This window comes from Variovorax sp. YR266 (assembly GCF_900107295.1).
Taxonomy (GTDB): Bacteria; Pseudomonadota; Gammaproteobacteria; order Burkholderiales; family Burkholderiaceae_C; genus Variovorax.
This window is the reverse complement of record NZ_FNPM01000001.1, coordinates 1,005,919-1,030,717: the sequence shown is the minus strand read 5'-3', so window position 1 is coordinate 1,030,717 and position 24,799 is coordinate 1,005,919. Positions and strand designations below refer to the sequence as shown.

The 24,799-nt window shown below is 67.5% G+C and carries 21 protein-coding genes; 3 read left to right on the top strand and 18 right to left on the bottom strand.

Translation table 11 applies throughout. From position 1 onward, the window contains the following. Positions 1-215: 215 nt before the first annotated feature. Genes ampD through BLW48_RS04755 form a run of 5 tightly spaced genes read right to left on the bottom strand, consistent with a single transcriptional unit; the run spans position 216 to position 5,131 of the window. On the bottom strand, positions 216-815 hold the full coding sequence (ampD, locus tag BLW48_RS04775; protein WP_093173012.1) for a 1,6-anhydro-N-acetylmuramyl-L-alanine amidase AmpD: 600 nt from the start codon (positions 813-815) through the stop codon (positions 216-218). After that, positions 802-2,358, bottom strand: a complete 1,557-nt coding sequence (locus BLW48_RS04770; RefSeq protein WP_093173010.1) for a sigma-54-dependent transcriptional regulator — start codon at positions 2,356-2,358, stop codon at positions 802-804. Before BLW48_RS04770 ends, ampD begins: the two co-directional genes overlap by 14 nt. Positions 2,359-2,362: 4 nt before the next feature. Further along, positions 2,363-4,060, bottom strand: coding sequence for a two-component system sensor histidine kinase NtrB (locus BLW48_RS04765; RefSeq protein ID WP_093078639.1), 1,698 nt, complete (start codon positions 4,058-4,060; stop codon positions 2,363-2,365). Beyond that, complete coding sequence (locus tag BLW48_RS04760; RefSeq protein ID WP_093173008.1) at positions 4,057-4,317, bottom strand: PP0621 family protein; 261 nt, start codon at positions 4,315-4,317, stop codon at positions 4,057-4,059. The genes BLW48_RS04765 and BLW48_RS04760 overlap by 4 nt, the downstream gene beginning before the upstream one ends. A 1-nt stretch (position 4,318) precedes the next feature. Continuing rightward, complete coding sequence (locus tag BLW48_RS04755; protein WP_093056195.1) at positions 4,319-5,131, bottom strand: cytochrome C assembly family protein; 813 nt, start codon at positions 5,129-5,131, stop codon at positions 4,319-4,321. A 214-nt stretch (positions 5,132-5,345) separates the two neighbouring features. On the opposite strand from BLW48_RS04755, the gene ffh reads away from it, so the two are divergent. Beyond that, positions 5,346-6,734, top strand: coding sequence for a signal recognition particle protein (gene ffh, locus BLW48_RS04750; protein ID WP_093056193.1), 1,389 nt, complete (start codon positions 5,346-5,348; stop codon positions 6,732-6,734). 66 nt (positions 6,735-6,800) lie between these two features. On the opposite strand, the gene BLW48_RS04745 is transcribed toward ffh, so the two are convergent. The 9 genes from BLW48_RS04745 to BLW48_RS35775 form a co-directional block, all read right to left on the bottom strand. Continuing rightward, a complete protein-coding gene (locus tag BLW48_RS04745) occupies positions 6,801-7,940 on the bottom strand; it encodes an AAA family ATPase (protein WP_093173006.1) in 1,140 nt (379 codons plus the stop codon). Further along, entirely contained in the window at positions 7,937-8,836 is a 900-nt protein-coding gene (locus BLW48_RS04740) for an RNA ligase family protein (RefSeq protein WP_093173004.1), read from the bottom strand. The genes BLW48_RS04745 and BLW48_RS04740 overlap by 4 nt, the downstream gene beginning before the upstream one ends. A gap of 277 nt (positions 8,837-9,113) precedes the next feature. After that, a complete protein-coding gene (gene mdoH / locus BLW48_RS04730; RefSeq protein WP_093172999.1) occupies positions 9,114-11,123 on the bottom strand; it encodes a glucans biosynthesis glucosyltransferase MdoH in 2,010 nt (669 codons plus the stop codon). Positions 11,124-11,128: 5 nt separating this feature from the next. Further along, complete coding sequence (locus BLW48_RS04725) at positions 11,129-11,332, bottom strand: hypothetical protein (RefSeq protein ID WP_093056182.1); 204 nt, start codon at positions 11,330-11,332, stop codon at positions 11,129-11,131. Between the two features lie 193 nt (positions 11,333-11,525). Then, entirely contained in the window at positions 11,526-12,914 is a 1,389-nt protein-coding gene (locus BLW48_RS04720) for a sigma 54-interacting transcriptional regulator (protein ID WP_093056180.1), read from the bottom strand. Then, positions 12,911-13,579, bottom strand: a complete 669-nt coding sequence (locus BLW48_RS04715) for a hypothetical protein (protein WP_093056178.1) — start codon at positions 13,577-13,579, stop codon at positions 12,911-12,913. Before BLW48_RS04715 ends, BLW48_RS04720 begins: the two co-directional genes overlap by 4 nt. Before the next feature lie 58 nt (positions 13,580-13,637). Next, positions 13,638-15,065: a sensor histidine kinase gene (locus BLW48_RS04710; protein ID WP_093056176.1), complete on the bottom strand. Its 1,428-nt coding sequence runs from the start codon at positions 15,063-15,065 to the stop codon at positions 13,638-13,640. Further along, on the bottom strand, positions 15,065-16,414 hold the full coding sequence (gene miaB, locus BLW48_RS04705) for a tRNA (N6-isopentenyl adenosine(37)-C2)-methylthiotransferase MiaB (RefSeq protein WP_093172997.1): 1,350 nt from the start codon (positions 16,412-16,414) through the stop codon (positions 15,065-15,067). The genes BLW48_RS04710 and miaB overlap by 1 nt, the downstream gene beginning before the upstream one ends. Positions 16,415-16,475: 61 nt before the next feature. Next, positions 16,476-16,748 (bottom strand): hypothetical protein, encoded by a 273-nt coding sequence (locus tag BLW48_RS35775; protein WP_256216862.1) that lies wholly within the window; start codon positions 16,746-16,748, stop codon positions 16,476-16,478. Between the two features lie 440 nt (positions 16,749-17,188). On the opposite strand from BLW48_RS35775, the gene BLW48_RS04695 reads away from it, so the two are divergent. Together BLW48_RS04695 and BLW48_RS04690 are read left to right on the top strand one after the other, a co-directional pair. Continuing rightward, on the top strand, positions 17,189-18,373 hold the full coding sequence (locus BLW48_RS04695; protein WP_093056170.1) for an efflux RND transporter periplasmic adaptor subunit: 1,185 nt from the start codon (positions 17,189-17,191) through the stop codon (positions 18,371-18,373). After that, positions 18,370-21,534: an efflux RND transporter permease subunit gene (locus BLW48_RS04690; RefSeq protein WP_093056167.1), complete on the top strand. Its 3,165-nt coding sequence runs from the start codon at positions 18,370-18,372 to the stop codon at positions 21,532-21,534. The genes BLW48_RS04695 and BLW48_RS04690 overlap by 4 nt, the downstream gene beginning before the upstream one ends. Before the next feature lie 235 nt (positions 21,535-21,769). Here the strand turns inward: BLW48_RS04690 and BLW48_RS04685 are convergent, their stop codons facing one another. Genes BLW48_RS04685 through ttcA form a run of 4 tightly spaced genes read right to left on the bottom strand, consistent with a single transcriptional unit; the run spans position 21,770 to position 24,775 of the window. After that, positions 21,770-22,462, bottom strand: a complete 693-nt coding sequence (locus BLW48_RS04685) for a Crp/Fnr family transcriptional regulator (protein WP_093056165.1) — start codon at positions 22,460-22,462, stop codon at positions 21,770-21,772. A 53-nt stretch (positions 22,463-22,515) separates the two neighbouring features. Beyond that, on the bottom strand, positions 22,516-23,160 hold the full coding sequence (locus BLW48_RS04680; protein ID WP_093056163.1) for a histidine phosphatase family protein: 645 nt from the start codon (positions 23,158-23,160) through the stop codon (positions 22,516-22,518). Between the two features lie 19 nt (positions 23,161-23,179). Then, the gene (locus BLW48_RS04675; protein ID WP_093172995.1) at positions 23,180-23,797 is read right to left on the bottom strand and encodes a DUF4136 domain-containing protein; all 618 of its coding nucleotides are present in this window, start codon (positions 23,795-23,797) and stop codon (positions 23,180-23,182) included. A 45-nt stretch (positions 23,798-23,842) separates the two neighbouring features. After that, complete coding sequence (gene ttcA / locus BLW48_RS04670) at positions 23,843-24,775, bottom strand: tRNA 2-thiocytidine(32) synthetase TtcA (RefSeq protein ID WP_093056159.1); 933 nt, start codon at positions 24,773-24,775, stop codon at positions 23,843-23,845. Positions 24,776-24,799 lie beyond the last annotated feature (24 nt).

Here is a 24,799-nt window from a genome sequence, read left to right as displayed (position 1 = left end):
TATGGATACAAGGATTGCCGGTATTACTTCCGCCATAGGACACGGCCAGCGATGCCGCTTGAATACTGGCCTATGGTCTCTCAACCCGCATGGGGCTTGGCTTGCAAGCCGATTTGGGCCTGCAGGCCGCATGGTTGCTGAATCGCGCGGTTGCTATTTTCGCATTGCTGCGCTGCAAGAGCGACGCATCACGAGGTGCCGCACGATTGAAAAAATTAGCGCTGCACCACCTGCGGCGGAAACATCTGTGGATTCCAGCCGAGCTGTTCGCGCAGCAGGCGCCAGTCGAAGCCCGCGCCCGGATCCTGTTTGCGGCCCGGCGCGATGTGCTCGTGGCCGGCGATGTGCGCGATCGCGTAGTGCTGCGCGATCGCGGCACACAGGCTCGCGAGCGTCTCGTATTGCGGCTCTTCGAAGGGCTGGCCTTCGAGGCCTTCGAGCTCGATGCCGACGGAGTCGTCGTTGCAGTTGCCGCGGCCGCGCCACGACGACACGCCGGCATGCCAGGCACGGTCGTCGCAGCTCACGAACTGCCAGAGTTCGCCGTTGCGGCGCACGAAGAAATGCGAGGACACCTCGAGGCCGCGGATCGACTGGAAGTAGGGGTGTGCGTCCCAGTCGAGCTGGTTGGTGAACAGTTGCTGCACCGCGTCGCCGCCATATTCGCCGGGCGGCAGGCTGATTGAATGCAGCACGATGAGGTCGGTCTGCGCGCCCGCGGGACGGGGCCCGAAATTCGGCGAGCGCAGCGCCTTCGCGAAGCGGTACCAGCCGGCTTGCCAGAGCCCGCTGTCGTTGGCTTCAGTCGTCGACATGGCTGCTCGCGCCATCGTCGCCGTTGGGCGTGGTGATGCCCAGTCGCGCGATGCGGTAGCGGATCTGGCGCAGGCTCATGCCGAGCCGCGCGGCGGCCGCGGTGCGGTTGAAGCCGCTCTCGTGCAGCGCACGCACGAGGATCTCGCGCTCCTGCTGATCGAGATAAGCCTGCAGGTCGGAGGGCAGCGGCGGCGGCGCGACCTTGGGCGGCGCCACCGGCACGCTCGGAAGCGGAGCCAGCGCGACAGGCGCGTCGGCGACGGGCGATAGCGGCGCTGGCGCGGACGCCGCGGCTTCGGCCGCAGCAGTGAAGCCGCCCATCAGGTCGAGATGAAGTTCGTCGCCGTCGTTCAGCGCCACTGCGCGGTGCAACAGGTTTTCGAGCTCGCGCACGTTGCCGTTCAGCGGATGCTGCGCGAGGCGGCGCAGCAGTTCGTTCGACAGATGCGGCACGGGCAGGCCGCCGTCCTGTGCGATGCGCGAGAGCAGCGCGGCGCACAGCGCGGGCAGGTCCTCACGGCGGTCGCGCAGCGCGGGCACGGCGATCTCGATCACGTTGAGGCGGTAGAAAAGATCCTGGCGGAAGCGGCCGGCTTGCACTTCGGCGTGCAGGTCTTTATGAGTGGCACTGACGATGCGCACGTCGACAGCTTCTTCCTGCGTCGAGCCGATCGAGCGCACGCTGCGCTCCTGGATCGCGCGCAGCAGCTTCGACTGCATGGCTAGCGGCAGGTCGCCGATCTCGTCGAGAAACAGCGTGCCGCCGCGCGCGGCCTGGAAGTAGCCGTCACGGTCTTGCGAGGAGCCGGTGTACGAGCCCTTGCGCGCGCCGAAGAATTCGGCCTCGAGCAGGTTCTCGGGAATCGCGCCGCAGTTCACCGCGACGAATGGGCCTTCGCTGCGCTGGCTGCAGGCATGCACCGCGCGCGCAACCAGCTCCTTGCCGGTGCCCGATTCGCCGCGCACCAGCACCGGCGCCATGCCGCGCGCCACCTTGGCGATGCGCGACTTGACGAGGCGCATAGGCTCCGATTCGCCCACGAGACGGTCGAGCGCGGCGATGCCGGTGCCGGAGGTGACCACCGTTGCGTCGGCGCTGTTGTTGCTCGCGGGTACCGCTTGCACGGGCTTGGCCACCGGCTGCGGCGCCAGCCGCGCCTGCACGGCGGAAGCCACGACGGCGCGGAACTGCTTCAGGTCGACCGGCTTCGTGAGGTAGTCGAAGGCGCCGGCCTTCAGCGCTTCCACCGCGTTCTCGGCCGAGCCGTATGCCGTCATCACCACGCAGCGCTCGCTGCGCTGGGCCTTCTGGATGCGGTGGATGATCTCCATGCCCTGCCCGTCGGGCAGCCGCATGTCGGTGATCACGGCGTCGAAGCGGCCGGCCTCCAGGTGCTGCCAGGCTTCTGACACGCTGCCCGCGGCCTCGACGCGATAGCCCTCGCGCAGCAGCGTCAATTCATAGAGCGTGCGCAGGTCGGGTTCGTCGTCGATGACCAGGATCTGCGCCGGTCGCTGGGTGGAAGGGGGGGGGGTGCTCACGGCGCTATTGTGTCAGCCGGTTTTCGCTGGGGGCGAAGCTGACGAAGAATTCGTTGCCCTCGGGCCCGCCCGGCACCAGCGCGCGCCGCTCGTAGCCGATGGTGGCACCATGCCGCCGGCACAGCTCGCGGCACAGGAACAGGCCGAGCCCGCTGGAGCGGCTCTCGGAAGAAAAGAAAGGCTCGAACAGGTGCCGCTGCACCGCCGGCTCCAGCGGCGCGCCGTCGCTCCACACCATCAGGCTGGGGCGGTTGGTGCCGCTGCGCTGCAGCGCGGTCAGCACCTGGATCGAGTCTTCGCGCTTGCCGGCGTAGCGCGAGGCGTTGTCCAGCAGGTTCACGATCAGGCGGCGCAGGTGCTCGGCGTCGAAGCGCACCTCGCTGCTGGGCGCATCGAGCGACACCAGCACGCCCTTGCGCTGGGTCTGGCGCACCCATTCCTCGGCCAGCACCTGCACCGCAGGGTCGAGCACGACCTGCTCGCCGAGCGACAGCACGCGCTGCTGGCGGGCGCGCGAGACGTCGAGCACGTCGTCCACGATGCGCGCGAGCCGCTGCGCGTTGTGCTGCACCATGCTCGTGAGCTTGCGGTGCGCCGGGTCTGTCAGGTCTTCGTTGAGCAGCGCGCTGGCCTGGGTGATGGCGGCCAGCGGGTTGCGGATTTCATGCGCCACGGCCGCCGACATGCGGCCCATTGCGGCCAGCTTCTCGGTGCGGATGCGGGCTTCGAGCTCGCGCAGGTCCTGCAGGAACATCACGCACAGGCTGTCGATGCGCTTCTCGCTGGTGGGCGTGAGCCGCGTGCGCACGCGCACCTCGCGCGCCGCGCCGCGCACCTGCGCCACCGGGATTTCTTCCGTCTGCGGCGCCCGCCGCGCGAAGGTCTGGCGCGCCAGCGCGGCCAGTGCATGCCATGCGGGCTGGGCATGCAGCGGGAACGGCAGCGTTAGCTTCGCCAGGCCCTGGCCAAGGATGGCATCGGCTGCTGGGTTGGCCGCATGTACCAGGCCTTCGGCGTCGATCACCAGCACGCCTTCGCTCAGCGTCTCGATCACCAGGTCGTTGACCTGCGCCTGCATCTGCGCGCTGCTGCGGCTGCGCTGCGCCACGGCTTCCTCGCGCGCCAGCCGGCGGGCCATTTCGTGCGCGAGCAGCGCCACCACGAAGAGACCCGTGCCGGTGAGCGCCGCCTGCACGAAGCGCGGCGAAGAATCGCCCGGCTGCTGCAGCCAGTGCCAGCCCGCGTCGGCCAGCAACAGCAGCGTGACCGTGGCGGTGGTGCCCAGGCTCACGATCATGGTGCCCAGCACCGCGCTCATGAGCACCGGCAGCGCGAACAGCGGCGTGTAGTTGACGTTGCCGCCCTGCAGCACCTGCAAGGCGGTGAAGGCGGCCAGATCGATGCCGATGGTCAGCAGCCAGAGCGCGGCAAAACCGCGGATCGGCGGCTGCACGCGCGTGTAGCGCATGCCCAGCCAGGTCGCGGCGAGGTAGAGCGCCGAGATGGTGATGGCCACCGGCTGCATCGTCTGCCCGATGACAAAGGCCACGCCCTGCAGCAGCATCAGCACCAGCGCGATGAAGCAGCGCGCGGCCATGAAGCCACGCCAGAGCCGGATCAGCGCCGAGCTTTCGCCAGTGCCCTGGTCGAGCACGTCCCAGTCGGTGACCGGCTCGCCGCGCGACCAGAGGGGGGCGCTCATTGGGGCGTTGCGGCTTCGCGGTGCGCGGTGCTGCAATAGACCGCGCCGCCGGGGCCGGCGATGGCATCGGTCGCCGGCAGGTGCAGGCCGCAATGGGCGCAGCGCACCATGGCCTGCGGCGGGCCGGCTGGTGCGGGGGGGCGCTGCTGCGCCTTGGCCGCGCGCTCGCGCATGGCGTCGCGCATTTCTTCGCGGCGATTCTTGCGCCAGAGCCAGATCGCGACCCAGAGCACCGCGAGGACGAGGAGGTATTTCATTTCAGACGGGAGGACGCGCAAGCACCACTTCGAGCACGAAGCGTGAACCCACGTAGGCCAGCAGCAACAGGGCCGAGCCGGCGTACAGCACGCGGCGCGCAGTGCGGCCGCGCCAGCCGAAGCGGGCCCGGCCGATCAAAAGGATCGCGAAGGTGATCCAGGCGAGCACCGAGAAGATGGTCTTGTGGTCCCACTTCCAGACGCGGCCGGCGGCACCGTACAGCTGCTCGCTGAACAGCAGGCCGGCCAGCAGCGTGGCCGACAGCAGCACGAAGCCTGCGGTGACGAAGCGAAAGGTGAGCCGTTCGAGCGTGAGCAGCGGCACGCCGCCCTGCGGCTCGGCGGTGGCCAGGCGGATCTGCTTTTCGGCACGGGTGATCAGCCAGGCGTGCACGACAGCGGCACCGAACAGGCCGTACGAGGCGATGCCCAGCGCCAGATGCAGCGGCAGCCACGGCGAAGCCGTGACGTGCAGCGGCGTACCGGGAAACAGGATGGCCAGCAGCACCGCGGCCGCGCCCAGCCAGGCGAGCGCGCGCCGCACCTTCAATTGGGGATACATGCGGCTTTCGACCGCGTAGACGGTGAGCACCAGCCACGCGGTGACCGACAGGGCGGGTGCGAAACCGAAGCGCGGCTCGCTGCCGATGAGGCCGTGGGCCAGCACGGCGGCATGCAGAATCCACGCAATTCCGAGGGCCCACTGGGTCGATTGACGGCTCAGTTTGGCACCGGCACCGGCAACGAAACCGTAGGCAACCGCAGTGGCGATGCCCAGCGCCACGCCGAGCGGGGAGGGGATCGCTAAAATCATCGGCCGGAGTGTACCGGCTGAATTAAGACCTCCCCCAGGCTTCGCGCACTTCGTGTCGCTTCGCCAACCCCCTCACCGGGGGCAACACCAGCGGCCCGGCGAAGCCGGTTCCGCGGTGTTCCACCAGGGCGGGGCGGCGATACTGGCTTCAGATTTTTCGTTTCCTGCGATTTTCCATTTGTCCCGCCCCAGCGGGCAGCAAGGCTTCCTCTTCATGGCCACCGCCCTCACAGAAAAGTTCTCCCGCCTCGTCAAGACGATGAGCGGCCAGGCCCGCATCACCGAAAGCAACGTGCAGGACATGCTGCGCGAAGTGCGCATGGCGCTGCTGGAGGCCGACGTGGCGCTGCCCGTGGTGCGCGACTTCGTCGCCCGCGTGAAAGAGAAGTCGCTCGGCCAGGAAGTGCTGGGCTCGCTCAAGCCGGGCCAGGCGCTGGTCGGCATCGTCAATCGGGAACTCGCCGCAACCATGGGCGAGGGCGTGTCCGACATCAACCTCGCGGCCCAGCCGCCGGCGGTGATCCTGATGGCCGGCCTGCAAGGTGCCGGCAAGACCACCACCACCGCCAAGCTCGCCAAGCACCTGATCGAAAAGCGCAAGAAGAAGGTGCTCACCGTGTCGGGCGACGTGTATCGCCCAGCCGCCATCGAGCAGCTCAAGACCGTTACCAAGCAGGCCGGCGCCGAGTGGTTCCCGAGCACGCCCGACCAGAAGCCGCTCGACATCGCACGCGCCGCGCTCGACCACGCCAAGCGCCACTACTTCGACGTGCTGCTGGTCGACACGGCCGGCCGCCTTGCCATCGACGAAGTGCTGATGACCGAAATCAAGCAGCTGCATGCGGCGCTCGACCCGGTCGAAACCCTGTTCGTGGTCGATGCCATGCAGGGCCAGGACGCGATCAACACCGCCAAGGCCTTCAAGGAAGCGCTGCCGCTCACCGGCATCATCCTGACCAAGACCGATGGCGACTCGCGCGGCGGTGCGGCGCTGTCGGTGCGCCAGGTCACGGGCGTGCCGATCAAGTTCGCGGGCACCAGCGAGAAGATCGACGGCCTGGAGGTGTTCGACGCCGAGCGCCATGCGGGCCGCATCCTGGGCATGGGCGACATCGTCGCGCTGGTCGAGCAGGTCACGGCCGGTGTCGACGTGGCGGCGGCGCAGAAGCTCGCCGCCAAGGTCAAGAGCGGCGCGGGCTTCGACCTCAACGACTTCCTCGGCCAGTTGCAGCAGATGAAGCAGATGGGCGGCCTCTCCAGCCTGATGGACAAGCTGCCCGCGCAGATGGCCGCCAAGGCCACCGAAGCCGACATGACCCGCGCCGAGCGCGACATCCGCCGCAAGGAAGGCATCATCAACAGCATGACGCCGCTGGAGCGCCGCAAGCCCGAACTGCTGAAGGCCACGCGCAAGCGCCGCATCGCGGCCGGTGCCGGCGTGCAGGTTCAGGAAGTGAACCGCCTGCTCAACGAGTTCGAGCAGATGCAGGGGATGATGAAGAAGATGAAGGGCGCCGGCCTCATGAAGATGATGAAGAAGATGGGCGGCATGAAGGGCATGGGCGGAATGGGTGGGCCCGGCGGTCCCAAGCTGCCGTTCTAGGCGAACGCTTCGCCCCTCCATATATATAAGAAGGCCCGCCGGTTCGCACTGGCGGGCCTTCTGTCTTCAGGTCTGCACTTCGTAGACCGTCTCGTGCGCTTCAACGGGCGCGGGCAACTCCCAGCGATGCAGCATCCGCTCGATGCCCGCGTTCGACAGCGTCGTGTCGCGCTCGCGGTTGCGGCGCATCAGCTCTGCGTGTGGCGCTTCCAGGTACACCAGTTCGATCTGCGCGTGGTAGGCCCACAGCAGGTCGAGCGTCTTGGTGCGCATCTGCTGGCTCAGGTGCGTGGCGTTCCAGACGAAGCGCTCCTGCTTGCGCAGCAACGCCTTCGCCTGGTCGACCGCGTGATGCGCCGCGAGCCCGTCGTTCTCGCCGTGCTTCAGGCCTAGTTCGGCGCGTGCATCGTCGAAGGACACAACCGGCCAGCCCTTGCGGTGCCGTGCTGCCCAGTGGTTCTTGCCGCTGGCCGGCAGGCCGCACATCACCGTTACCCGTGAGCCCGGCGTCTGGAACAGCGGGTAGTCGGGGCTGGTGTCGGCTCCGCGGAAGTAGGCCAGGCGCGTGTGGGCATCGACCATTTTTCGCGGGCCTTCCCAGCAGCCTTCTTCCTGCGCCAGCTCCTCGAAGAGCGCGATGTCGGCCATGCTGTCCGCGCGCTTCTCGTAGTGGCGGCCGAGCATGTCGCAGCGCGCCACGCAACACAGGTCGGGCAGGCTCAACTCCCAGGAGAGCTTGTGCACCAGCCACTCCGGCCGCACGCCCTTGCGCGAGGCGAAGGCATGGAACGGCACCTGGTGCACGGCGATGATCCGGCATACGGCCTCGCGCAGCGCGAAAGGCACGCGGGCCTTCCACATCAGCACCCGCACGTCGACCGCGCCGCGGCGCGAGTGGCCGGGCTGGCCGATGCGGCCGCTGGCTTCGTCGATCACCGTGGTGTCGGGCTTGGCGATGTCGTGCAGCAGGCAGGCCATGAACAGCACGAAGCGGCCGTCGGCATCGGCGCGCTGGTAGTGCGCGTCCTGCATCAGCGCGTCGAGCACCATGCGCGTATGGATGCCGACGTTGCCTTCGGCGTGGTAGTACGGATCTTGCGGCGTCTCTTCGAGGCGCAGCAAGGCCGGCAGCAGGTCGCAGCATTGCGCCCAGTCGGTGCCTTTGTCGGGCGTGGGCACCAGGGCGCGCAGATCGTCGTATGTCATCGCGGCCTCCCTTGGGTTGCGAGTTCGGCGGGGTCGCGCAAGGTGCGCAGCCCCAGGTCTTGCCAGGTGACCGGCGGCGTCGGTGCGTAGAGATCTACGCCCGGCGCGAGCTGGTTGGGCAGCACCGGCCGGCGGCTGTGGTGCGAGCCCGAGTCGAGGATGGTCTGGACGAAGTCCGGGCGCACCCACTTGTAGCGGCCCGTCACCTGCCCATCCGATTCGGTCTTGAGGTACAGGCCCTCGGCCAGATCGGACAGGTCGGTCTGCTGGCGCACGAGATCGAGCGGCTGGCCTTCGTGCGCCACCGCGTCCTCGAAGGCCGTCTTCCAGTCCGCGCTGCGCGCCAGCGAAGGCCGCACGAGGGCACGCAGTGCTTTGGCATGGCGCGGCATCTCGCCTTCGTAGAGCACGGGCACCGGCAGCACGGGGCTGCCCACGAGCAACGCATGCCGCGCCGGTGTCGAGAGAAAGCGCTGCGCCTGCCGGTCGTAGATGTCGAACTCCAGGAAGAAGGCCGGCAGCCGGTCGTACCAGCAGCTGTGCTTGGCAAAGCACCATTCGCCGTACATCACGTAGCGGTCTTCGAGGCGCTCCAGCAGCGCTGCTTCATGGGCGGCGGCCCAGTGCTTGAACAGGTTGAACTGCCGCTCGTCGGCGCCGCCTGCGAGGTAGTGACCGCGCGATTGCAGCAGCAGTTCGCCCGCCGAAGTGAACGACACGGCCGCATTGGCGCCATCGAGTTTTTCCTCGATGACCACGTGCTGGCCATGCAGCGCCGACAGCGGCGTCTGGCCGTCGTCGCTGTCGCCGGCCTGCAGGCGCGAGCCTTCCAGATGCGCAGTACGCGGGTACTTGAGCAGCGGAATCGATGAAAGAGAAGAAGAGAGAGGGAACACGTTGTTCTCCAGATGGAAATCAGGAAGAACCGACAACGTGCGGGAGCGAAGCTGGAAAAGAGTGCGGTCAGCGGAAAGCGCAGCCAGGCGCCCGACTTGACCAGCAATGAAGTGGCGTTGTCGGCGTCAGAGGGTGATGACGGCGAATCGGGGCACTTGGCGCTCCAGGGGATCGAGGGATCCGTGGGTTGAAAAAAGGAAGGCGCGATTCTAGCCACGCGCCATGAAAAAAGCCGACCCTGAGGCCGGCTTTTCGAGGTGCTGTGTCTTCAGCGCATCAGACGGTTGCCAGTGCGGGGCGCGCCAGGCGCACTGCATGCATCCATGCGCGGCGCAGCACGGCCGGCGAGCGCGATTCCTCGGGAATCAGCAGGTAGCCGCGGTCACGCAGCGTGGTGCCCAGCGCGATCTGGCTGGTCAGCACGGTCAGCGGGATCGCCAGCAGCAGCGGCAGGCCAACGGGCATGAGCCAGATCAGTGCGCTCGGGTCGATCATCGCGACGCCGACGGCCAGCATGGCGATCACCAGCGTCATGGGCGCCAGCTGCGAGGCAGCGACCTTCCACGGCACGGCAGCGGCTTCACGCGGGGGCGACTTCCAGTCGAGCTTGATGCCGGTGAGGGCGACCAGCACGAACAGCGAATGGGCCAGCATGCGGACCGGGGCTTGCACGATGGCAAGGCCGCTTTCCATCACCGAGCTCTTCACCAGGCCCCACGCACCGCCGTACTGGCGTTGCTCACCGCGCATCAGCACGGCAGCGATGCCCAGCACGCGCGGCAGGAACAGCAGGCACAGGGTCCAGACCCACAGGCCGGCCAGTTCGGCGGGCAGCACGCTCCAGCTCGACACGAGGCTCGAGCCGCTCAGCCACAGGGCGGTGCCCAGCGTCAGGAACGCGAGCCACAGCGGAGCCGAGACATAGGCCATGGTGCCGGTCACGAACATCGCGCGGTGCACCGGGTGGATGCCGGGCTCGGCCATCAGGCGGGCGTTCTGCAGGTTGCCCTGGCACCAGCGGCGGTCACGCTGCAGTTCGGCCAGCAGGTCCGGCGGTTGCTGTTCGTAGCTGCCGACCAGGTCGGACACCAGCCACACGTTGTAGCCGGCACGGCGCATCAGCGCAGCTTCGACGAAGTCGTGCGACATGATGCCGCCCGACATGCCACCGGTGCCCTTGATCGGGGCCAGTGCGCAATGCTTCATGAAGGGTTCGACGCGGATGATGGCGTTGTGGCCCCAGTAGTGCGATTCGCCCAGTTGCCAGAACTGCATGCCCAGCGTGAACAGGCGGCCCGTCACGCGGGAAGCGAATTGCTGTGCGCGGGCGTGCAGCGTGACGTGGCCGATGGCTTGCGTCGCGGTCTGGATGATGCCGGCGGTAGGGTTGGCTTCCATCAGCTTGACCATCGAGGTCAGGCAGTCGCCGCTCATCACCGAGTCGGCGTCGAGCACGACCATGTAGCGGTAGTCCTTGCCCCAGCGGCGGCAGAAGTCGGCCACGTTGCCGGCCTTGCGGTGCGTGCGGCGGGTGCGCAGGCGGTAGTACACCTCGACCTGCGGCTGGTTCGGGCTCTCGGCCAGGGCGGCGCGCAGGTCTTCCCAGGCGGCGCGCTCGGCGGCGGCGGTCTCGGGGTTGTAGCTGTCGGACAGCACGAACACGTCGAACTGCTTGGCGTGGCCGGTGGCCGCGACCGATTCGCAGGTGGCGCGCAGGCCGGCGAACACCGTGGCCACGTCCTCGTTGCAGATCGGCATGATGATCGCGGTGCGTGCCTCGGGATTCATCGGGTGGTTGACCACCTGTTTCGCCGAGAGGGCGTGCTTGTCACCGCGCACGGAAACGTAGAAGCCCATGAGCGCGGTCACGAAGCCGGTCACGACCCAGCCCGAAAGCAGGCCGTAGAGACCGATCTGGCCGTATTCGAGCCAGAGGTTGTCGTAGTCGGGTTGCACGCTGGCGAACAGCGACGACGCGATCACGGTGCTCAGCAGCGTGAGCATCATGAAGGCGAAGCGGCGCTGGGCGGCGGCGCGCTGCCAGGGTTGCTTCGCCTGCCGGGCGTCGTGGACGCCGGCTTCGGCATCACGGCCCGCGCCGAGCTTGACCAGCGCGGCGGTGCCGAGGCTGTTCCAGAAACCGCGCCAGGGGCGGGGTGCCATGGAACCGCGGTTGACGGGGGGAGCGGTGACCGAGTTGGGATGGCGTTCTTCGCGAACCGGGCTGCGGTGCGAAAAATCGGTATCGGCCAGCACATTCAGTTGGGAGAAGTCGTTCGGCTTCATGTGATTTACCAACGTTGCTTGTCGAGGGAAGGGGTGTCGCCAATGGCAGGAAAGCGCTTGATCACGCAATCCGGCTCAGCGCCGCCAGCGCTTGCGAGCGCGGCCAGCGAATGACCCGCGGCACGGGGCCGCGAGGGGGAAAACTGCTTTTGACGCAGGCCGTCGCGCTGCTGACGCAGTGCGAAAGATGGGCTGGTGAGTGCTGTCATGCCTGTACAGGGGCAAACCCTGTGCCAGGCTGGAAAAACGCTTTCAGATCAACGACTTGGAGCGATCTGACGGTGTTTTTCGCGGGAAGAGGCTGCTGGAAGGCCCCAAAACCCCTGTTTTTGTCGCCGAATCCCGACAAGCCTTCTGGGCTGGTGGGGATAGGCCATATAAATCAACGACTTAGGTGCGTCGCTACTCGGCGACAGGGTCCCCGCCCGGAGCGACAGCATCGGCCTTGAAGTGGCCCGGCGTGAGTTCGTGCTTCTGCAAAAGCCGGTAGAACTCCGTGCGGTTGCGGTCGGCCAGGCGGGCCGCGTCGGCCACGTTGCCGTCCGTCAGTTTCAGCAGGCCGACGAGGTAATCGCGCTCGAAACGCTGCTTGGCTTCGGCGTAGGTCTGGACCTCGACCGTCGGCACACGCAGCGCCCGCTGCACCAGCGCCAGCGGAATCAGCGGCGAGCTCGACAGCGCACAGACCTGCTCGACCACGTTGAACAGCTGGCGCACATTGCCCGGCCAGGCTGCCGTTGTCAGCGCCTTCAGCGCCTCGGGCGCAAAGCCCGACAGCCGCTTGCCGTACTTGGTCGACAGGCGCTGCAGGAAGTGATTGGCCAAGAGCGGAATGTCTTCGCGCCGTGCCGACAGCGGCGGCAGCGTGAGCGTCACCACGTTCAGGCGGTAATACAGGTCTTCGCGGAACTGGCCGGCTTCCATTGCGGCGTCGAGGTCGCGGTGGGTGGCCGAGACGATGCGCACGTCGACCTCGATCGACTGGCTCGCGCCCAGTGGCCGCACCGCGCGCTCCTGCAGCACGCGCAGCAGCTTGACCTGCAGGGCGGGCGGCATGTCCCCGATTTCGTCGAGCAGCAGCGTGCCGCCGTCGGCCTGCTGGAACAGGCCCTTGTGATTCGCGTGGGCGTCGGTGAAGGCGCCCTTCATGTGGCCGAACAGTTCCGACTCGAGCAGCGCTTCCGGAATGGCGCCGCAGTTCACGGCCACGAAGGGCTTGTCGGCGCGCGCGCTGGCCTTGTGGATGGCGCGCGCCAGCAGCTCCTTGCCGGCGCCGGAGTCGCCGCGCAGCAGCACGGAAGCATCTGACTTGGCGACCATGCGCGCCTCGGCCAGCAGCTCGGCCATGCGGTTGCTGCGGCTCACGATCTCGGCGCGCCAGCTGTCGTCGCCGGCCTTGCTCGGCGTGGTGGCGGGGGCGCCGAGCGCCAGTGCCTGCGCGATCTTGTCGAGCAGCTCGCGGCCGTCGTAGGGCTTGGTGAGGTAGGTGAACACGCCCCGCGCCGTAGCCTCGACCGCGTCGGGAATGGTGCCGTGCGCGGTGAGCAGAATCACCGGCAGCGAAGGGTGGCGCTTGCGGATCTCGTCGAACAGCTGGAGGCCGTCGCGCCCGGGCAGGCGCACGTCGCTCAGCACGAGTTGCGGATGTTCGATCTCGAGCTGCGTGAGCGCCGTCTCTGCAGAGGTGACGGCCGTGACCTGGTAGCCCGCCGAGCTCAGCCGCATCGAGAGCAGCCGCAGCATGTCCGGGTCGTCGTCGACCACGAGAAGACGGGCGCCAGAGGTGCTCATTGGTTCGGTTTGCTTCCGGTAGGCGGCGCCGCAGGGGTGGCTGCGGCCGGGGTGGTGTTGGGCCGCGCAAAGCTGCGCTCGATGGCGCGCAGGGCTTCGATGCGGTCGTTCAGCTGGTCTATGCGGCGCTGGCTGTCGCGCAGCTGCTGCACCTGCCTGTCACGGTCGTCTTCCACGCGGCGCTGCTCTACATAGCGCGCGGCCAGGGCGCGTGCCAGCGGATGCAGGGCCTGCGCCTCGGGCGCGGGGTTGGCGATCACGCGTTGCAGCAGGCCCAGCGCGCGCGCCAGGTCGGCCGGCACGCGGGTTTGAGAGAGCAGCAGCGCCAGTTGCATCTGCGCCGTGGGCGCATCGCCGGGGTCGCCGATGCGTGCGATTTCCGTGTTCAGGTCGGCGCCGTTCAGCGGGCGCACCCTGTCGGCATACGACAGCATGGCCGCCTGCGGCCCCTGCGTCATCAACGTGAAGAGCGACGAGGCCGGCTGCGTGGCCGGGGCCTTGGGCTCGGCCTCGACCGGCATCACGCGCGGCACGACCGGGGGCGGCGGCAGCGCATCGGCCTCCGCGGGCGGCTTGGGCTGCGTGGCGCAGGCGGCCAGCAGCAGGACGAAAGGCACGGTCATCGCCCCGGCGAAGGAGGAACGGCGGACGAACGAAAAAGACATGGGTCGAAGAAAGGACGCGAGGCGGTCAGGCAGTGTTGGAGAGGGGAAGCCGGGGAGGTCAGGCCGTGCGCGGCAGTTCGATGCGAAAGCGAGCACCGGGACCGCCGGGCTGCAGAGTGATGCGGCCCCCGTGGGCTGCAATGTACTCCTGCACGATGGAAAGTCCGATGCCCGTGCCTTTCACAGTGTGCTCGGGCTGGCGCTCGCCGCGGAAGAAGGGTTCGAAGATCCGGTCGCGGTCGCCCTCGGCAATGCCGGGGCCGGCGTCGTTCACGTCGATGTGCACCGCCTCGGGCGTCCCCGACACCGCCAGGGTGATGACACCGCCCGTTACCGAAAAGCGAATGGCGTTGCTCAACAGATTGGCGATTGCGGTGCCGAGCTTGGTGCGGTCGACCGTCATTGCAATGGGCTCGCCCTCGGCGCGCACGCGCAGTCCGTGCGACTGCCACTGCAGGCGCTGCGCCTCGATCTGTTCCTCGATCAGCGGCAGCAGCTCGGTGCGTTCGCGGCGCAATTCGCGCGCCTCGAAGGCGGCGGCGTTGAAGCGCAGCAGCGCCTCGATCTGGCCCTGCAGCGCCACGGTGTTCTGCTGCAGGATCTGCGCGACTTCGAGCTGCGCCGGGTTCAGCGGCCCGGTCACGCCGTCTTCGAGCAGCGAGACGCCCTCGCGCAGCGCGGCCAGCGGCGTCTTCAGCTCGTGCGATACGTGGCGCAGGAAGCGCGCCTTGTCGGCGTCGAGCTCGGTCAGGCGCAGCCGCAGCCATTCGAGCTGCTGCGACACGCGCCGCACGTCGGCCGGGCCGCGGATGTCGATGGGCTCGTCGAGCCGGTTCTGACCGAGGCCGACGATGGCGTGCTCCAGCCGCTTGAACGGCCGCGCCAGCCAGATGCCGAAGGCCAGCGCCAGCGACACGGCCAGCACGCTGGCGGCGACCACTTCGCGCATCAACCGGCGGCGCGCGTTCTCGATGCGCTTGGCCAGCGCGTCGTTCTGCGTTTCGATCAAAAACTGCGCCTGCTGCGCGAGGTTGGTGTTGAGCGCGTCGAGCTCGCGGAACTGCATGGCCATCGTGCTTTCGCGGGCGAGGGCGCTGTCGGCGTTGCCGCTCATCAGGCCCTCGATCACGCCGAGCTGGGTGCGCCACATCTCGATGCCGGCGGGCGCGAGGCCGTTCTTTTCCAGGCGCTCCAGCACCTGGTGCGCCTCGCGCGCCGCGTCGTCGAAGCGGCGGCGCAGCACCGCGTCGTTGAGCACCAGCGACTGGCGCCCCGCGCGCTCCATGGCCGCGCTGCGTTCGGCCAGCGACTGGGACGCGCCCGACAGGCGCAGCGCACGCGCGGCAGCGTCGCGGCTTTGCGTCATCAGTACGTCGTACTGCAGCACCGAGCGCAGCGCCACGCCAACCAGCAGCGCGGTGATCAGCAAGAAGGCAAACAGCAGGAGCTGCTGGAACGAGCCCCGTATGGAAGGTCGCTTCGCCATCAGTGGGCGAGCGCCGGCATCGACGATTCGCTCGTGACCACCTCGCCGCGCAGCGTGTAGGCCAGCGAGCGGGTGATGCGCAGATCGGTCATCTGGCCAACGAGCCTTGCGTCGCCCTCGAAGTTGACGACTCGATTGCAGGCGGTGCGGCCCATGAGCTCGTTCGCGTCCTTGCGCGAGGCGCCTTCCACCAGCACGCGCTGCGTGGTGCCGACCAGCGCCTGTCCGAAGCGCTTCACGTTGGTGTCGATCACGGCCTGCAGCGTGTGCAGGCGCGCGAGCTTCACCTCGTGCGGCGTGTCGTCGTGCAGCGCGGCGGCGGGCGTGCCGGGGCGCGGGCTGAAGATGAAGCTGAAGCTGGCGTCGAACTGGCAGTCGTCGATCAGCTTCATCATCTTGTTGAAGTCGTCGTCGCTCTCGCCGGGGAAGCCGACGATGAAGTCGCTGCTCAATGCGAGCTCGGGGCGGATGGCGCGCAGCTTGCGCACCGTGCTCTTGTATTCCATGGCGGTGTAGCCGCGCTTCATTGCCATCAGGATGCGGTCGCTGCCGTGCTGTACCGGCAGGTGCAGGTGGCTCACGAGCTGCGGCACCTTCGCGTAGGCCTCGATCAGCCGCGGCGTGAACTCGTTCGGGTGGCTCGTGGTGTAGCGGATGCGCTCGATACCGGGGATCTCGGCGACGTATTCGATCAGCAGCGCGAAGTCGGCAATTTCGGCGGTGTCGCCCATCTTGCCGCGGTAGGCATTCACGTTCTGGCCCAGCAGCGTGATCTCGCGCACGCCCTGGTCGGCCAGGCCGGCGATCTCGACCAGCACGTCGTCGAGGGGGCGGTTCACTTCCTCGCCGCGGGTGTAGGGCACCACGCAGTAGCTGCAGTACTTGGAGCAGCCTTCCATGATCGACACGAAGGCCGTCGCGCCCTCGACGCGCGCGGGCGGAAGGTGGTCGAACTTCTCGATCTCGGGGAAGCTGATGTCCACCTGCGGGCGGTTCAGGCGCTCGCGGTCGTTCAGCATCTCGGGCAGGCGGTGCAGCGTCTGCGGTCCGAACACGATGTCGACGTAGGGAGCGCGCGCGATGATGGCCTCGCCCTCCTGGCTCGCCACGCAGCCCCCCACGCCGATCTTCACGCCCTTGGCCTTCAGGTGCTTCACGCGGCCGAGGTCGGAGAACACCTTCTCCTGCGCCTTCTCGCGCACCGAGCAGGTGTTGAACAGGATGAGGTCGGCCTCGTCCACGTTCTGCGTGGGCTCGTAGCCCTGGGCTGCGTTGAGCACGTCGGCCATCTTGTCCGAGTCGTACTCGTTCATCTGGCAGCCGAAGGTCTTGATGAATACTTTTTTCATGGGGAACTCTCTCTGCCCTCCGAGGGTGGAGGGCTGCAGGTGCGCGCGGCGCGCCGCTGCGTTATTGCGTGTTGACGGTGTCGTTCGAGGTGAACGGCCAGATGTTCAGGAGCGGCTTGTCCAGCGACTCGCGGCTGGCCATGGCTTCGTCGGGCGTGAGGATCCACACCTCGCGCAGCAGTCCGGCGGCGTCGCGCGTGTAGTTGACGAGGTACTTCTGGCCGACGATGGCACCGGGCATCACCAGCATGTTCTGGCCGCTGCGGATGCGCGCGCCGGCGCCCAGGCGGTCGGACTTGCCGTCGAGTTCGACCTCGGGCGCGTTGGTGACCATGAATTTGCCGCGCAAAGTGCCGATAGGGAAAGTGCGACCTCCAACGAGCGATTCGTTCTGGGTCTGCGGCCGGGGCACTTCGTCCTGGGCGCTGGCGGTGAGCGGGAAAAGGCCTGCAGCAGCAATGGCTGCTGTGCAAACTGCTATGAAAGTGAGAGCATTCGTGATTGTCTTGCAGCGGTTCATGGGGTTTATCCAGAGGCTGTGGAGCGGCGATTTTAGCGAGGGGGTGTGGTTCTCTCGCACCGGCCACAGTCAGTTATGCGGGGCTTTGGGTTGACCTGCTTTACATTTCTTTACAGGCCCCATGAACACCGAGAGTCAGCCGCTGCTCCAATAGTCGCTGTCAGCCCAAAGTGCACAAAGAACCCATGAAGAAAAATGTCGCGGTCGCCCTTGCGGGCGTGTTGATCGTAGCCGTCGCAGGCGGGTGGTGGAGCATGTCCGGCGACAAGTCCGCCACAAAGAGTGCCAAGGCCCCGACAGCCAACGGCGGCGCAGCTTCCGGCGGCGGTGCTCCTGCGCTCGTGACGCTGGCCACGGCGCAGAAGCAGGACGTGCCGGTGACCGTGCAGGTCAACGGCAGCGTGGTGTCCCTCAACAGCGTCGACCTGCGCCCGCAGGTGACCAACACGGTGAGCGCGGTGCACGTGAAGGAAGGCCAGTTCGTCAAGTCCGGCCAGCTGCTGTTCACGCTCGACGACCGCAACGACCAGGCCAATCTCGCCCGCGCCCGCGCACAGCAGCAAAAAGACGAGGCCACCATGGCCGACCTCGAGCGCCAGTACAAGCGCAGCCAGGACCTGGTGGCGCAGAACTTCATCGCTAAGAGCGCTGCCGACGCCACGCTCTCGCAGCTCGAGGCACAGCGCGCCGCCGTGGCCGCCGACCGCGCGGCCGTGCAGTCGGCGCAGGTGGCGCTGGGCTATGCCACGCTGCGCGCGCCCATTGCGGGGCGTATCGGCGCCGTCAACATCTATCCGGGCACGCTGGTGCAGCCGACGCTGTCGCTGGTCACCATCACGCAGCTCGACCCGATCGCCGTGAGCTTCCCGGTGCCCGAAGGCAACCTGCAAGACCTGCTGGAGGCCGCGCGCTCGCGTTCGAAGGTCGAAGCCGTCGTCACCGGCGGCAAGGCGCCGCTGAGCGGCACGCTCGACTTCGTCGACAACACCGTCGATCCTCAGATCGGCACTGTGCGCGCCAAGGCCGTGTTCGCCAACGCCGACCAGAGCCTGTGGCCGGGCCAGTTCGTCGGCACGCGCATCACGGTGCGCACGCTCAATGGCGTCACCGTTGTGCCGGCCGCGGCGCTGATGATGCTGTCCGAGGGCACTTCGCTCTATGTGGTTGACGAGGGCAAGACCGCCACGCGCCGCAAGGTGAAGACGCTGCACACCTTCGGCACCAAGGTCGCGGTCAGCGGCGTGGAGCCAGGCGAGCAGGTGGTGATCGAAGGCAGCCAGAACGTGCGCCCGGGCGGCAAGGTTCGCGTTGACGTCAAGGCGCCGGGTGCGCCCGCCGAGCCTGCAGCGCCCGCCAACGGCACTACCGGCGTCACGCCGGGCAGTGCAGCGTCTTCCGACGGCGCCGACATCAAGCCGCCGAAGCAGGAACGCGCATGAACATTTCGGAGCTCTGCATCCGTCGTCCTGCGATGACGGTGCTGCTGTCTGCGGCCGTGGTGGTCATCGGCATCTTTGCGTACTTCAGCATCCCCGTGGCCGCGCTGCCCAGCTACAACACGCCGGTCATCAACGTCAACGCGCAACTGCCGGGCGCGAGCCCGGACACCATGGCATCGTCGGTGGCGCTGCCGCTCGAAAAGCAGTTCTCGACCATCCCGGGCCTGCAGACCATCAGCTCGGTGAACACGCAGGGCGTGACCTCGCTCACGCTCGAGTTCGTGAGCAGCCGCGACATCGACGCCGCCGCCGTTGACGTGCAGGCCGCGCTGCTGCGCGCCCAGCGCCAGCTGCCGCAAGAGCTCACGCAGCTGCCCTCGTACCGCAAGGTGAATCCGGCCGATGCGCCGGTGCTGTTCATCGCGCTGATCTCGCCGTCGATGAACCCGTCGGAGCTCAACGACTACGCCGAGAACCTGATCTCGCCCACGCTCTCGACCATCGACGGCGTGGCGCAGGTGGGCGTGTATGGCCGCAAGGCTTTTGCGGTGCGCATCAAGGCCAACGCCGACCTGCTCAACGCGCGCAACATCACGCTCGACGAACTCGCCAAGGCGGTGAACTCGGCGAATGCCAACACGCCGGTCGGCGTGCTCGACGGCCCGCGCCAGACGCTCACCATCCAGGCCAACCGCCAGCTCATGAAGGCGGCCGACTTCGCCAAGCTGATCGTCGGCCAGCGCAACGGCGCACCGGTGCGGCTCGACGAGGTGGCGACCATCGAGGACAGCTTCGAGTCGGTCAAGACCGCCAGCAGCTTCAACGGGCAGGACTCGATTTCGCTCGCCGTGCAGCGCCAGCCCAACGCCAACACCGTGCAGGTGGTGGACGCGGTGCGCGCGCTCATTCCGCGCTTCAAGGCCGAGCTGCCGCAGTCGGTGGAAATCCAGATGGTGAACGACCGCTCGCTGTCGATTCGCGAGGCCGTGCACGACGTGCAGCTCACGTTGCTGGGCACCATCGCGCTGGTGGTGCTGGTGATCTTCCTGTTTTTGCACCGGTTGGTGGCCACGCTGATTCCGGCCGCGACCATTCCCATTTCGCTGATCGGCGCGGTGGCGCTGCTCTACGCCTTCGGCTACAGCCTCGACAACATCTCGCTGCTCGGCATCACGCTGGCGGTGGGCCTGGTGGTGGACGACGCCATCGTGGTGCTCGAAAACATCATGCGCTATGTCGAGAAGGGCATGGACCCGTTCGCGGCGGCGCTGCGCGGCGCGCGCGAGGTGGGCTTCACCATCGTGTCGATCTCCATCTCGCTGGTGGCCGTGTTCATCCCGATCTTCTTCATGCCGGGCGTGATCGGCCTGCTGTTCCACGAGTTCGCGGTGGTGGTGGCGCTGGCGGTGCTGGTGTCGGCCGTGGTGTCGCTCACGCTGGTGCCGATGCTCGCGAGCCGCCTGCTCAAGCAGGTGCCGCGCAAGGAAGGCGCGCTCGACCACGAAGAAGAACACCCCGAGCCGGGCACTGCCATCGGCCGCGCATTCGAGCGCGGCTACCGCGCGGTACATGGCGGCTACATGCGTACGCTCGACTGGACGCTGGGGCATCGCAAGGTGATGCTGATGATGGCGGCGCTGACCTTCGTCATCACGGGCTGGCTGTTCGCGACCATCCCGAAGGGCTTCTTCCCCGAGGAAGACATCGGCCAGATCCAGATCACGACCGAGGCCGCCGAAGACATTTCATTCACCGCCATGAAGGCGCTGCAAGACCGTGTGGCCGCCACGCTCAAGGACGACCCGAGCGTCGACTACGTGAGCTCCTTCGTCGGCGTCGGCGGGCCCACGGCCACGCAGAACTCCGGCCGGCTGTTCGCGGTGCTCAAGCCGCGCAGCGAGCGCCCGCAGATGGCGAAGGTGCTCGAGTCGCTGCGCCAGCGCTTCCGCGAGATTCCGGGCATCGCCGTCTACATGCAGCCGGTGCAGAACCTGCGCCTGGGCGGCCGCCAGAGCAAGGCGCGCTTCCAGTACACGCTGCAGAGCGTGAACGCGGGCGAGATGGTGCCCTGGTCTACCAAGCTCATGGAGCGCATGCGCGCCGACCCGGCTTTCCGCGACGTGACCAGCGATTCGCAGAACCGCGGCCTGCAGGCCACGCTCGACATCGATCGCGACAAGGCCGGCGTGCTCGGCGTGGCTGTTGGCGACCTGCGCACCGCGCTGTACAACGCGTATGGCGACCGCCAGATCGGCAGCATCTACGGTTCGAGCAACACCTACCAGGTGATCCTCTCGGCCGCCGACAACGACCGCCAGTTCGAGGAAGACGTCTCGCGCCTGTCGGTGCGCAGCACCACGGGCAGGCTGGTGCCGCTGTCGGCCTTCTCGACTGTCAAGCGCACGGTGGGGCCGACTTCGGTCAACCACCAGGGCCAGCTGCAGGCGGTGACGGTGTCGTTCAACCTCGCGCCCGACGTGCCGCTGGGCAACGCGACCGCGAAGATCGACCAGTTCAAGGACGAGCTGAAGATGCCGCAGTCGATCATCACCACCTACGGCGGCGATGCGGCGGTGTTCCAGAGTTCGCAGTCGAGTCAGGCCGTGCTGCTGGTGCTGGCGGTGCTGGTCATTTACGTGCTGCTGGGCGTGCTGTATGAGAGCTACATCCACCCGCTGACGATTCTGGCGGGGCTGCCTTCGGCGGCGGTGGGCGCGCTGATCTCGCTGAAGCTCTTCGGCTTCGACCTGACGCTGATCGCGACCATCGGCATCCTGCTGCTGATCGGCATCGTGAAGAAGAACGCGATCATGATGATCGACTTCGCGCTCGACGCGCAGCGCACCGAGGGCATGCAGCCGGTGGACGCGATCCGCGAGGCCTGCCGCCTGCGTTTCCGCCCGATCCTGATGACCACGCTGGCCGCGCTGATGGGTGCGCTGCCGCTCGCGCTGGGCCTGGGCGCCGGCGCCGAGCTGCGCCAGCCGCTGGGCGTGGCCGTGGTGGGCGGGCTGATCTTCTCGCAGGTGATCACGCTGTACATCACGCCTGCCATCTACCTGGCGCTGGACCGCTACAGCGGCACGGGGCCGATGGTCGATCTGCCGGGAGAGGCCAAGGCCGAAGCTGCAGCGGGCGGTCACGCCGCCTCGCACGCCTGACGGCGATCCAAAAGATGCCGGATGGTCATGAGCGTGAGCCACCCGGCCAGAAAGGACTTTGGCAGTCCTGCGAAACGTCACACCCGGGCCATCGCCAATTGAAGGCGGGCCTCTTCTTCAACGGCTCCTCTCGTTCCCTCCTCCGCTCTTCCCATCCATGTGTGTGACGGGGTGAATGATGGCGATGGGGGAAGGGCTCGACGGTATCCAGCGATACAGGAAGTGGGCCTTTTTCTTACGGTGACGCATCGCGGAAACGCCGCAAGGCCGGCGCATTCGGGATGCTGACCTGCCGGGCCCGCGTTTCAATGAGCCCGTGTCCCGCCAGCGCATTCAACGTGCGGGTGACGGTGACGCGGCTCAATGCCGTCATGGCGCCGATCTGCTCATGCGTCAGATCTACGGTGAGTTGTTTCGATGCCTGCGCCGATGGCAGGCGTGCCACACGCAGCAGCAAATCGATGACCCGCTCCTTGGGCGCCGCCGAGGCCACCCCGGCAAGCTTGGCGACGATCATGTGATTCTTGAAGCCGAGCAGCTGGATCAACGAGGTCGCGAGCTCGGGAAGCTCCGAAAATTGCTGCGCGACATCCGCCGGGCGATAGCGGCTGAGAATGGCCGGCGCGACCGCCCGGGTCGTCGTGGGCCGAGGACTGTCGGCAAACGCCGGGCCTTCGCCAAAAATCGCACCCGGTCCGAAGATCTCGAGCAGGAACTCCGAGCCGTTGCTTCGCTGGATCGTGGAGTGAACGAACCCCGATCGCAAAAGATAGAAGTAGTCGTGCCGTTCGCCTTCGCGCGCAATGGTGTCGCCGGCCTCCAGGGTGACGAAGCTTCCCAGATGCGTGGCGTCGGTCCACGGCGCAGACAGCGTCTGGGATGCATCCCAACTGGCGTACGCCGAGGGGGGCGAATTTGTTCTTTTCATGGGAGCGTCTTGCCCGGGTCGGAGAAAGGCAAGCGGCCCATCGTGCCGTCGCGCTAGGTCGTGGGCTCATCGAGCGGCGTGTCCGCCGCCAGGTGGGCGGTATCGCTCCAGCCCACAAGGCTGAAACCTTCCGGCGTCCACAGCATGCGGTTGATGGCTGCATTGCCCAGCTGCCAGGTGCGTGGCGCCTGCAGCTCCTGGCGGGTGGCTGCGCGGTAGAGCACGTCCATCACGCCGCCGTGCGCAACCAGCACGACCAGCTCGCCCGGATGTCGTGCCGCCAGCTCGGAGGCCACGCCTGTCACGCGGTCGCGGAACACCAGCAGGCTCTCGCCGCCGTCGGGTTCGAACTCGGGGTCGCGCTCGCGCCAGAGCTTGGCCTGCACCGGCAGCGTGGCTTCGATCTCGGCGAAGCTCAGGCCCTCGAAATGCCCGAAGGCACGCTCGCGCAGGCGCGGCTCGGGTTGCACGGCCAGGCCATGGGGCTTGGCGATTTCTTCTGCGGTCTGCCAGGCGCGCGAGAGGTCGCTGGCGTAGACGACACCAATCGGCTCGTCGGCCAGCGCACCACCGGCGCGCCGCGCCTGCCAGAGTCCGGTCTCGTTGAGCCCGATGTCGAGCTGGCCCTGGATGCGGGTGTCGACGTTCCAGGCGGTTTCGCCGTGGCGAACGGCGATCAGGCGGGTGGCTTCTTCCATTCGCGGGATTCTAGAAGCGCTACTTTTTGGCCGTTGACAGCTCGATGTTGACCCGGCGCTCGCCCTGCGGCGGGTTCGGGAAGCCCTGCAGCGCGGCCTGGAACATCACCGGCAGGATCGCCGCACTCGAGGTGTAGGGACCATCGTTGCGGGCGCGGGTCTCGTAGACCACGCGGTTGGAGCTCACCTCGCGCAGCACCACGCTCACTTCGCGCTCGTACCAGGGGTTGGCGGGCGGCGCGAACGCCGGGCCGCCATACCAGCCGCCGCCGTACCAGCGCCGGCCGTAGTAGCCATAGCCGCCGTAGCCATAGCCCCAGGGGCCGTTGTAGAGCCACGGATCGGCCCAGGGCGAGAGGCCGGCCGTCACGCGCGCGCCGATCTGCGCGGTGTACTGGGGCTTGGCGTCGTCGCGGCGCAGGCCGACGTTGTCGAGCGCCGCGGCGGCCATGGCTTCGAGCGATTCCTGCCGCGCGCCGTCGGCCTGCTGCGACGGCAGGCGGTCGAAGCGGTAGGTGGCGCCGGGCGCCACGGTGCCGGGGGAGGCAAAGCTCTTGACGTCGCTGTCGACCACCCAGGAGGTGGCGCAACCCGTCAGGCTTGCTGCAAGAAGAAGAGCAGAGAACGCAAGTTTCATGAGGGTCTCCGGGCGCAAAGCCCAAAATTCCCCTGGGTTGCCCGGTCAGCCCTGGACGATGCGCAGGGCGGCAGGTGCCTGGGAGAGCAGATCGAAGGAGGGGGTGTCGAAGGCCTTGTCGCCGTCGTCATCCGCCACGCCCGTCGCCTTCAGACCCTTGAAGTCGTGCCGCGTTCCGTCGAGCAGGTGCGAAGGCACCACGTTCTGCAGCGCGGTGAACATGTTCTCCACGCGGCCGGGGTACTTCTTGTCCCACTCGCGCAGCATTTCGCCGACTTGCTTGCGCTGCAGGTTTTCCTGGCTGCCGCACAGCGTGCACGGAATGATCGGGAACTCGCGGTGCTGGGCCCAGCGCACCGTGTCTTTTTCGGCCACGTAGGCCAGCGGGCGGATCACGATGTGCTTGCCGTCGTCGCTCACCAGCTTGGGCGGCATGCTCTTGAGCTTGCCGGCAAAGAACATGTTGAGGAAGAAGGTCTGCAGCATGTCGTCGCGGTGGTGGCCCAGCGCGACCTTGGTGGCGCCCAGCTCGTCGGCCACGCGGTACAGGATGCCGCGGCGCAGCCGGCTGCACAGGCCGCAGGTGGTCTTGCCCTCCGGGATCACGCGCTTGACGATGCTGTAGGTGTCCTGGTTCTCGATGTGGAAGTCCACGCCCAGGTCGCTCAGGTACTTGGGCAACACCTCTTCGGGAAAGCCGGGCTGCTTCTGGTCGAGGTTGACCGCGACGATGTCGAAGTGAATCGGCGCGCGCGCCTTCAGCTTGAGCAGGATGTCGAGCAGCGCGTAGCTGTCTTTGCCGCCCGATACGCACACCATGACCTTGTCGCCCTCTTCGATCATGTTGTAGTCGACGATGGCCTGCCCGACCTGGCGGCACAGGCGCTTTTCGAGCTTGTGCGTTTCGCGCTCGATCTTCAGGGAATTGGCAGTGGCGTCGGCGGCGGCGGGCGCCTCGTCGATCCAGACGGCGTTCATGGGCAGGCTACTTCGGGGAGTCGG

What these genes read in the sequence shown, in the direction of transcription:
- BLW48_RS04680 (WP_093056163.1), bottom strand. Translation starts at nt 23,160, where the DNA reads ATGGAAGAAGCCACCCGCCTGATCGCCGTTCGCCACGGCGAAACCGCC.
- BLW48_RS04695 (WP_093056170.1), top strand. Translation starts at nt 17,189, where the DNA reads ATGTCCGGCGACAAGTCCGCCACAAAGAGTGCCAAGGCCCCGACAGCC.
- BLW48_RS04715 (WP_093056178.1), bottom strand. Translation starts at nt 13,579, where the DNA reads ATGTCTTTTTCGTTCGTCCGCCGTTCCTCCTTCGCCGGGGCGATGACC.
- BLW48_RS04760 (WP_093173008.1), bottom strand. Translation starts at nt 4,317, where the DNA reads ATGAAATACCTCCTCGTCCTCGCGGTGCTCTGGGTCGCGATCTGGCTC.
- BLW48_RS35775 (WP_256216862.1), bottom strand. Translation starts at nt 16,748, where the DNA reads ATGGTCACCAACGCGCCCGAGGTCGAACTCGACGGCAAGTCCGACCGC.
- miaB (WP_093172997.1), bottom strand. Translation starts at nt 16,414, where the DNA reads ATGAAAAAAGTATTCATCAAGACCTTCGGCTGCCAGATGAACGAGTAC.
- BLW48_RS04755 (WP_093056195.1), bottom strand. Translation starts at nt 5,131, where the DNA reads ATGATTTTAGCGATCCCCTCCCCGCTCGGCGTGGCGCTGGGCATCGCC.
- BLW48_RS04710 (WP_093056176.1), bottom strand. Translation starts at nt 15,065, where the DNA reads ATGGCGAAGCGACCTTCCATACGGGGCTCGTTCCAGCAGCTCCTGCTG.
- ampD (WP_093173012.1), bottom strand. Translation starts at nt 815, where the DNA reads ATGTCGACGACTGAAGCCAACGACAGCGGGCTCTGGCAAGCCGGCTGG.
- ttcA (WP_093056159.1), bottom strand. Translation starts at nt 24,775, where the DNA reads ATGAACGCCGTCTGGATCGACGAGGCGCCCGCCGCCGCCGACGCCACT.
- BLW48_RS04745 (WP_093173006.1), bottom strand. Translation starts at nt 7,940, where the DNA reads ATGACATACGACGATCTGCGCGCCCTGGTGCCCACGCCCGACAAAGGC.
- BLW48_RS04690 (WP_093056167.1), top strand. Translation starts at nt 18,370, where the DNA reads ATGAACATTTCGGAGCTCTGCATCCGTCGTCCTGCGATGACGGTGCTG.
- BLW48_RS04720 (WP_093056180.1), bottom strand. Translation starts at nt 12,914, where the DNA reads ATGAGCACCTCTGGCGCCCGTCTTCTCGTGGTCGACGACGACCCGGAC.
- BLW48_RS04765 (WP_093078639.1), bottom strand. Translation starts at nt 4,060, where the DNA reads ATGAGCGCCCCCCTCTGGTCGCGCGGCGAGCCGGTCACCGACTGGGAC.
- BLW48_RS04685 (WP_093056165.1), bottom strand. Translation starts at nt 22,462, where the DNA reads ATGAAAAGAACAAATTCGCCCCCCTCGGCGTACGCCAGTTGGGATGCA.
- ffh (WP_093056193.1), top strand. Translation starts at nt 5,346, where the DNA reads ATGGCCACCGCCCTCACAGAAAAGTTCTCCCGCCTCGTCAAGACGATG.
- BLW48_RS04675 (WP_093172995.1), bottom strand. Translation starts at nt 23,797, where the DNA reads ATGAAACTTGCGTTCTCTGCTCTTCTTCTTGCAGCAAGCCTGACGGGT.
- BLW48_RS04725 (WP_093056182.1), bottom strand. Translation starts at nt 11,332, where the DNA reads ATGACAGCACTCACCAGCCCATCTTTCGCACTGCGTCAGCAGCGCGAC.
- mdoH (WP_093172999.1), bottom strand. Translation starts at nt 11,123, where the DNA reads ATGAAGCCGAACGACTTCTCCCAACTGAATGTGCTGGCCGATACCGAT.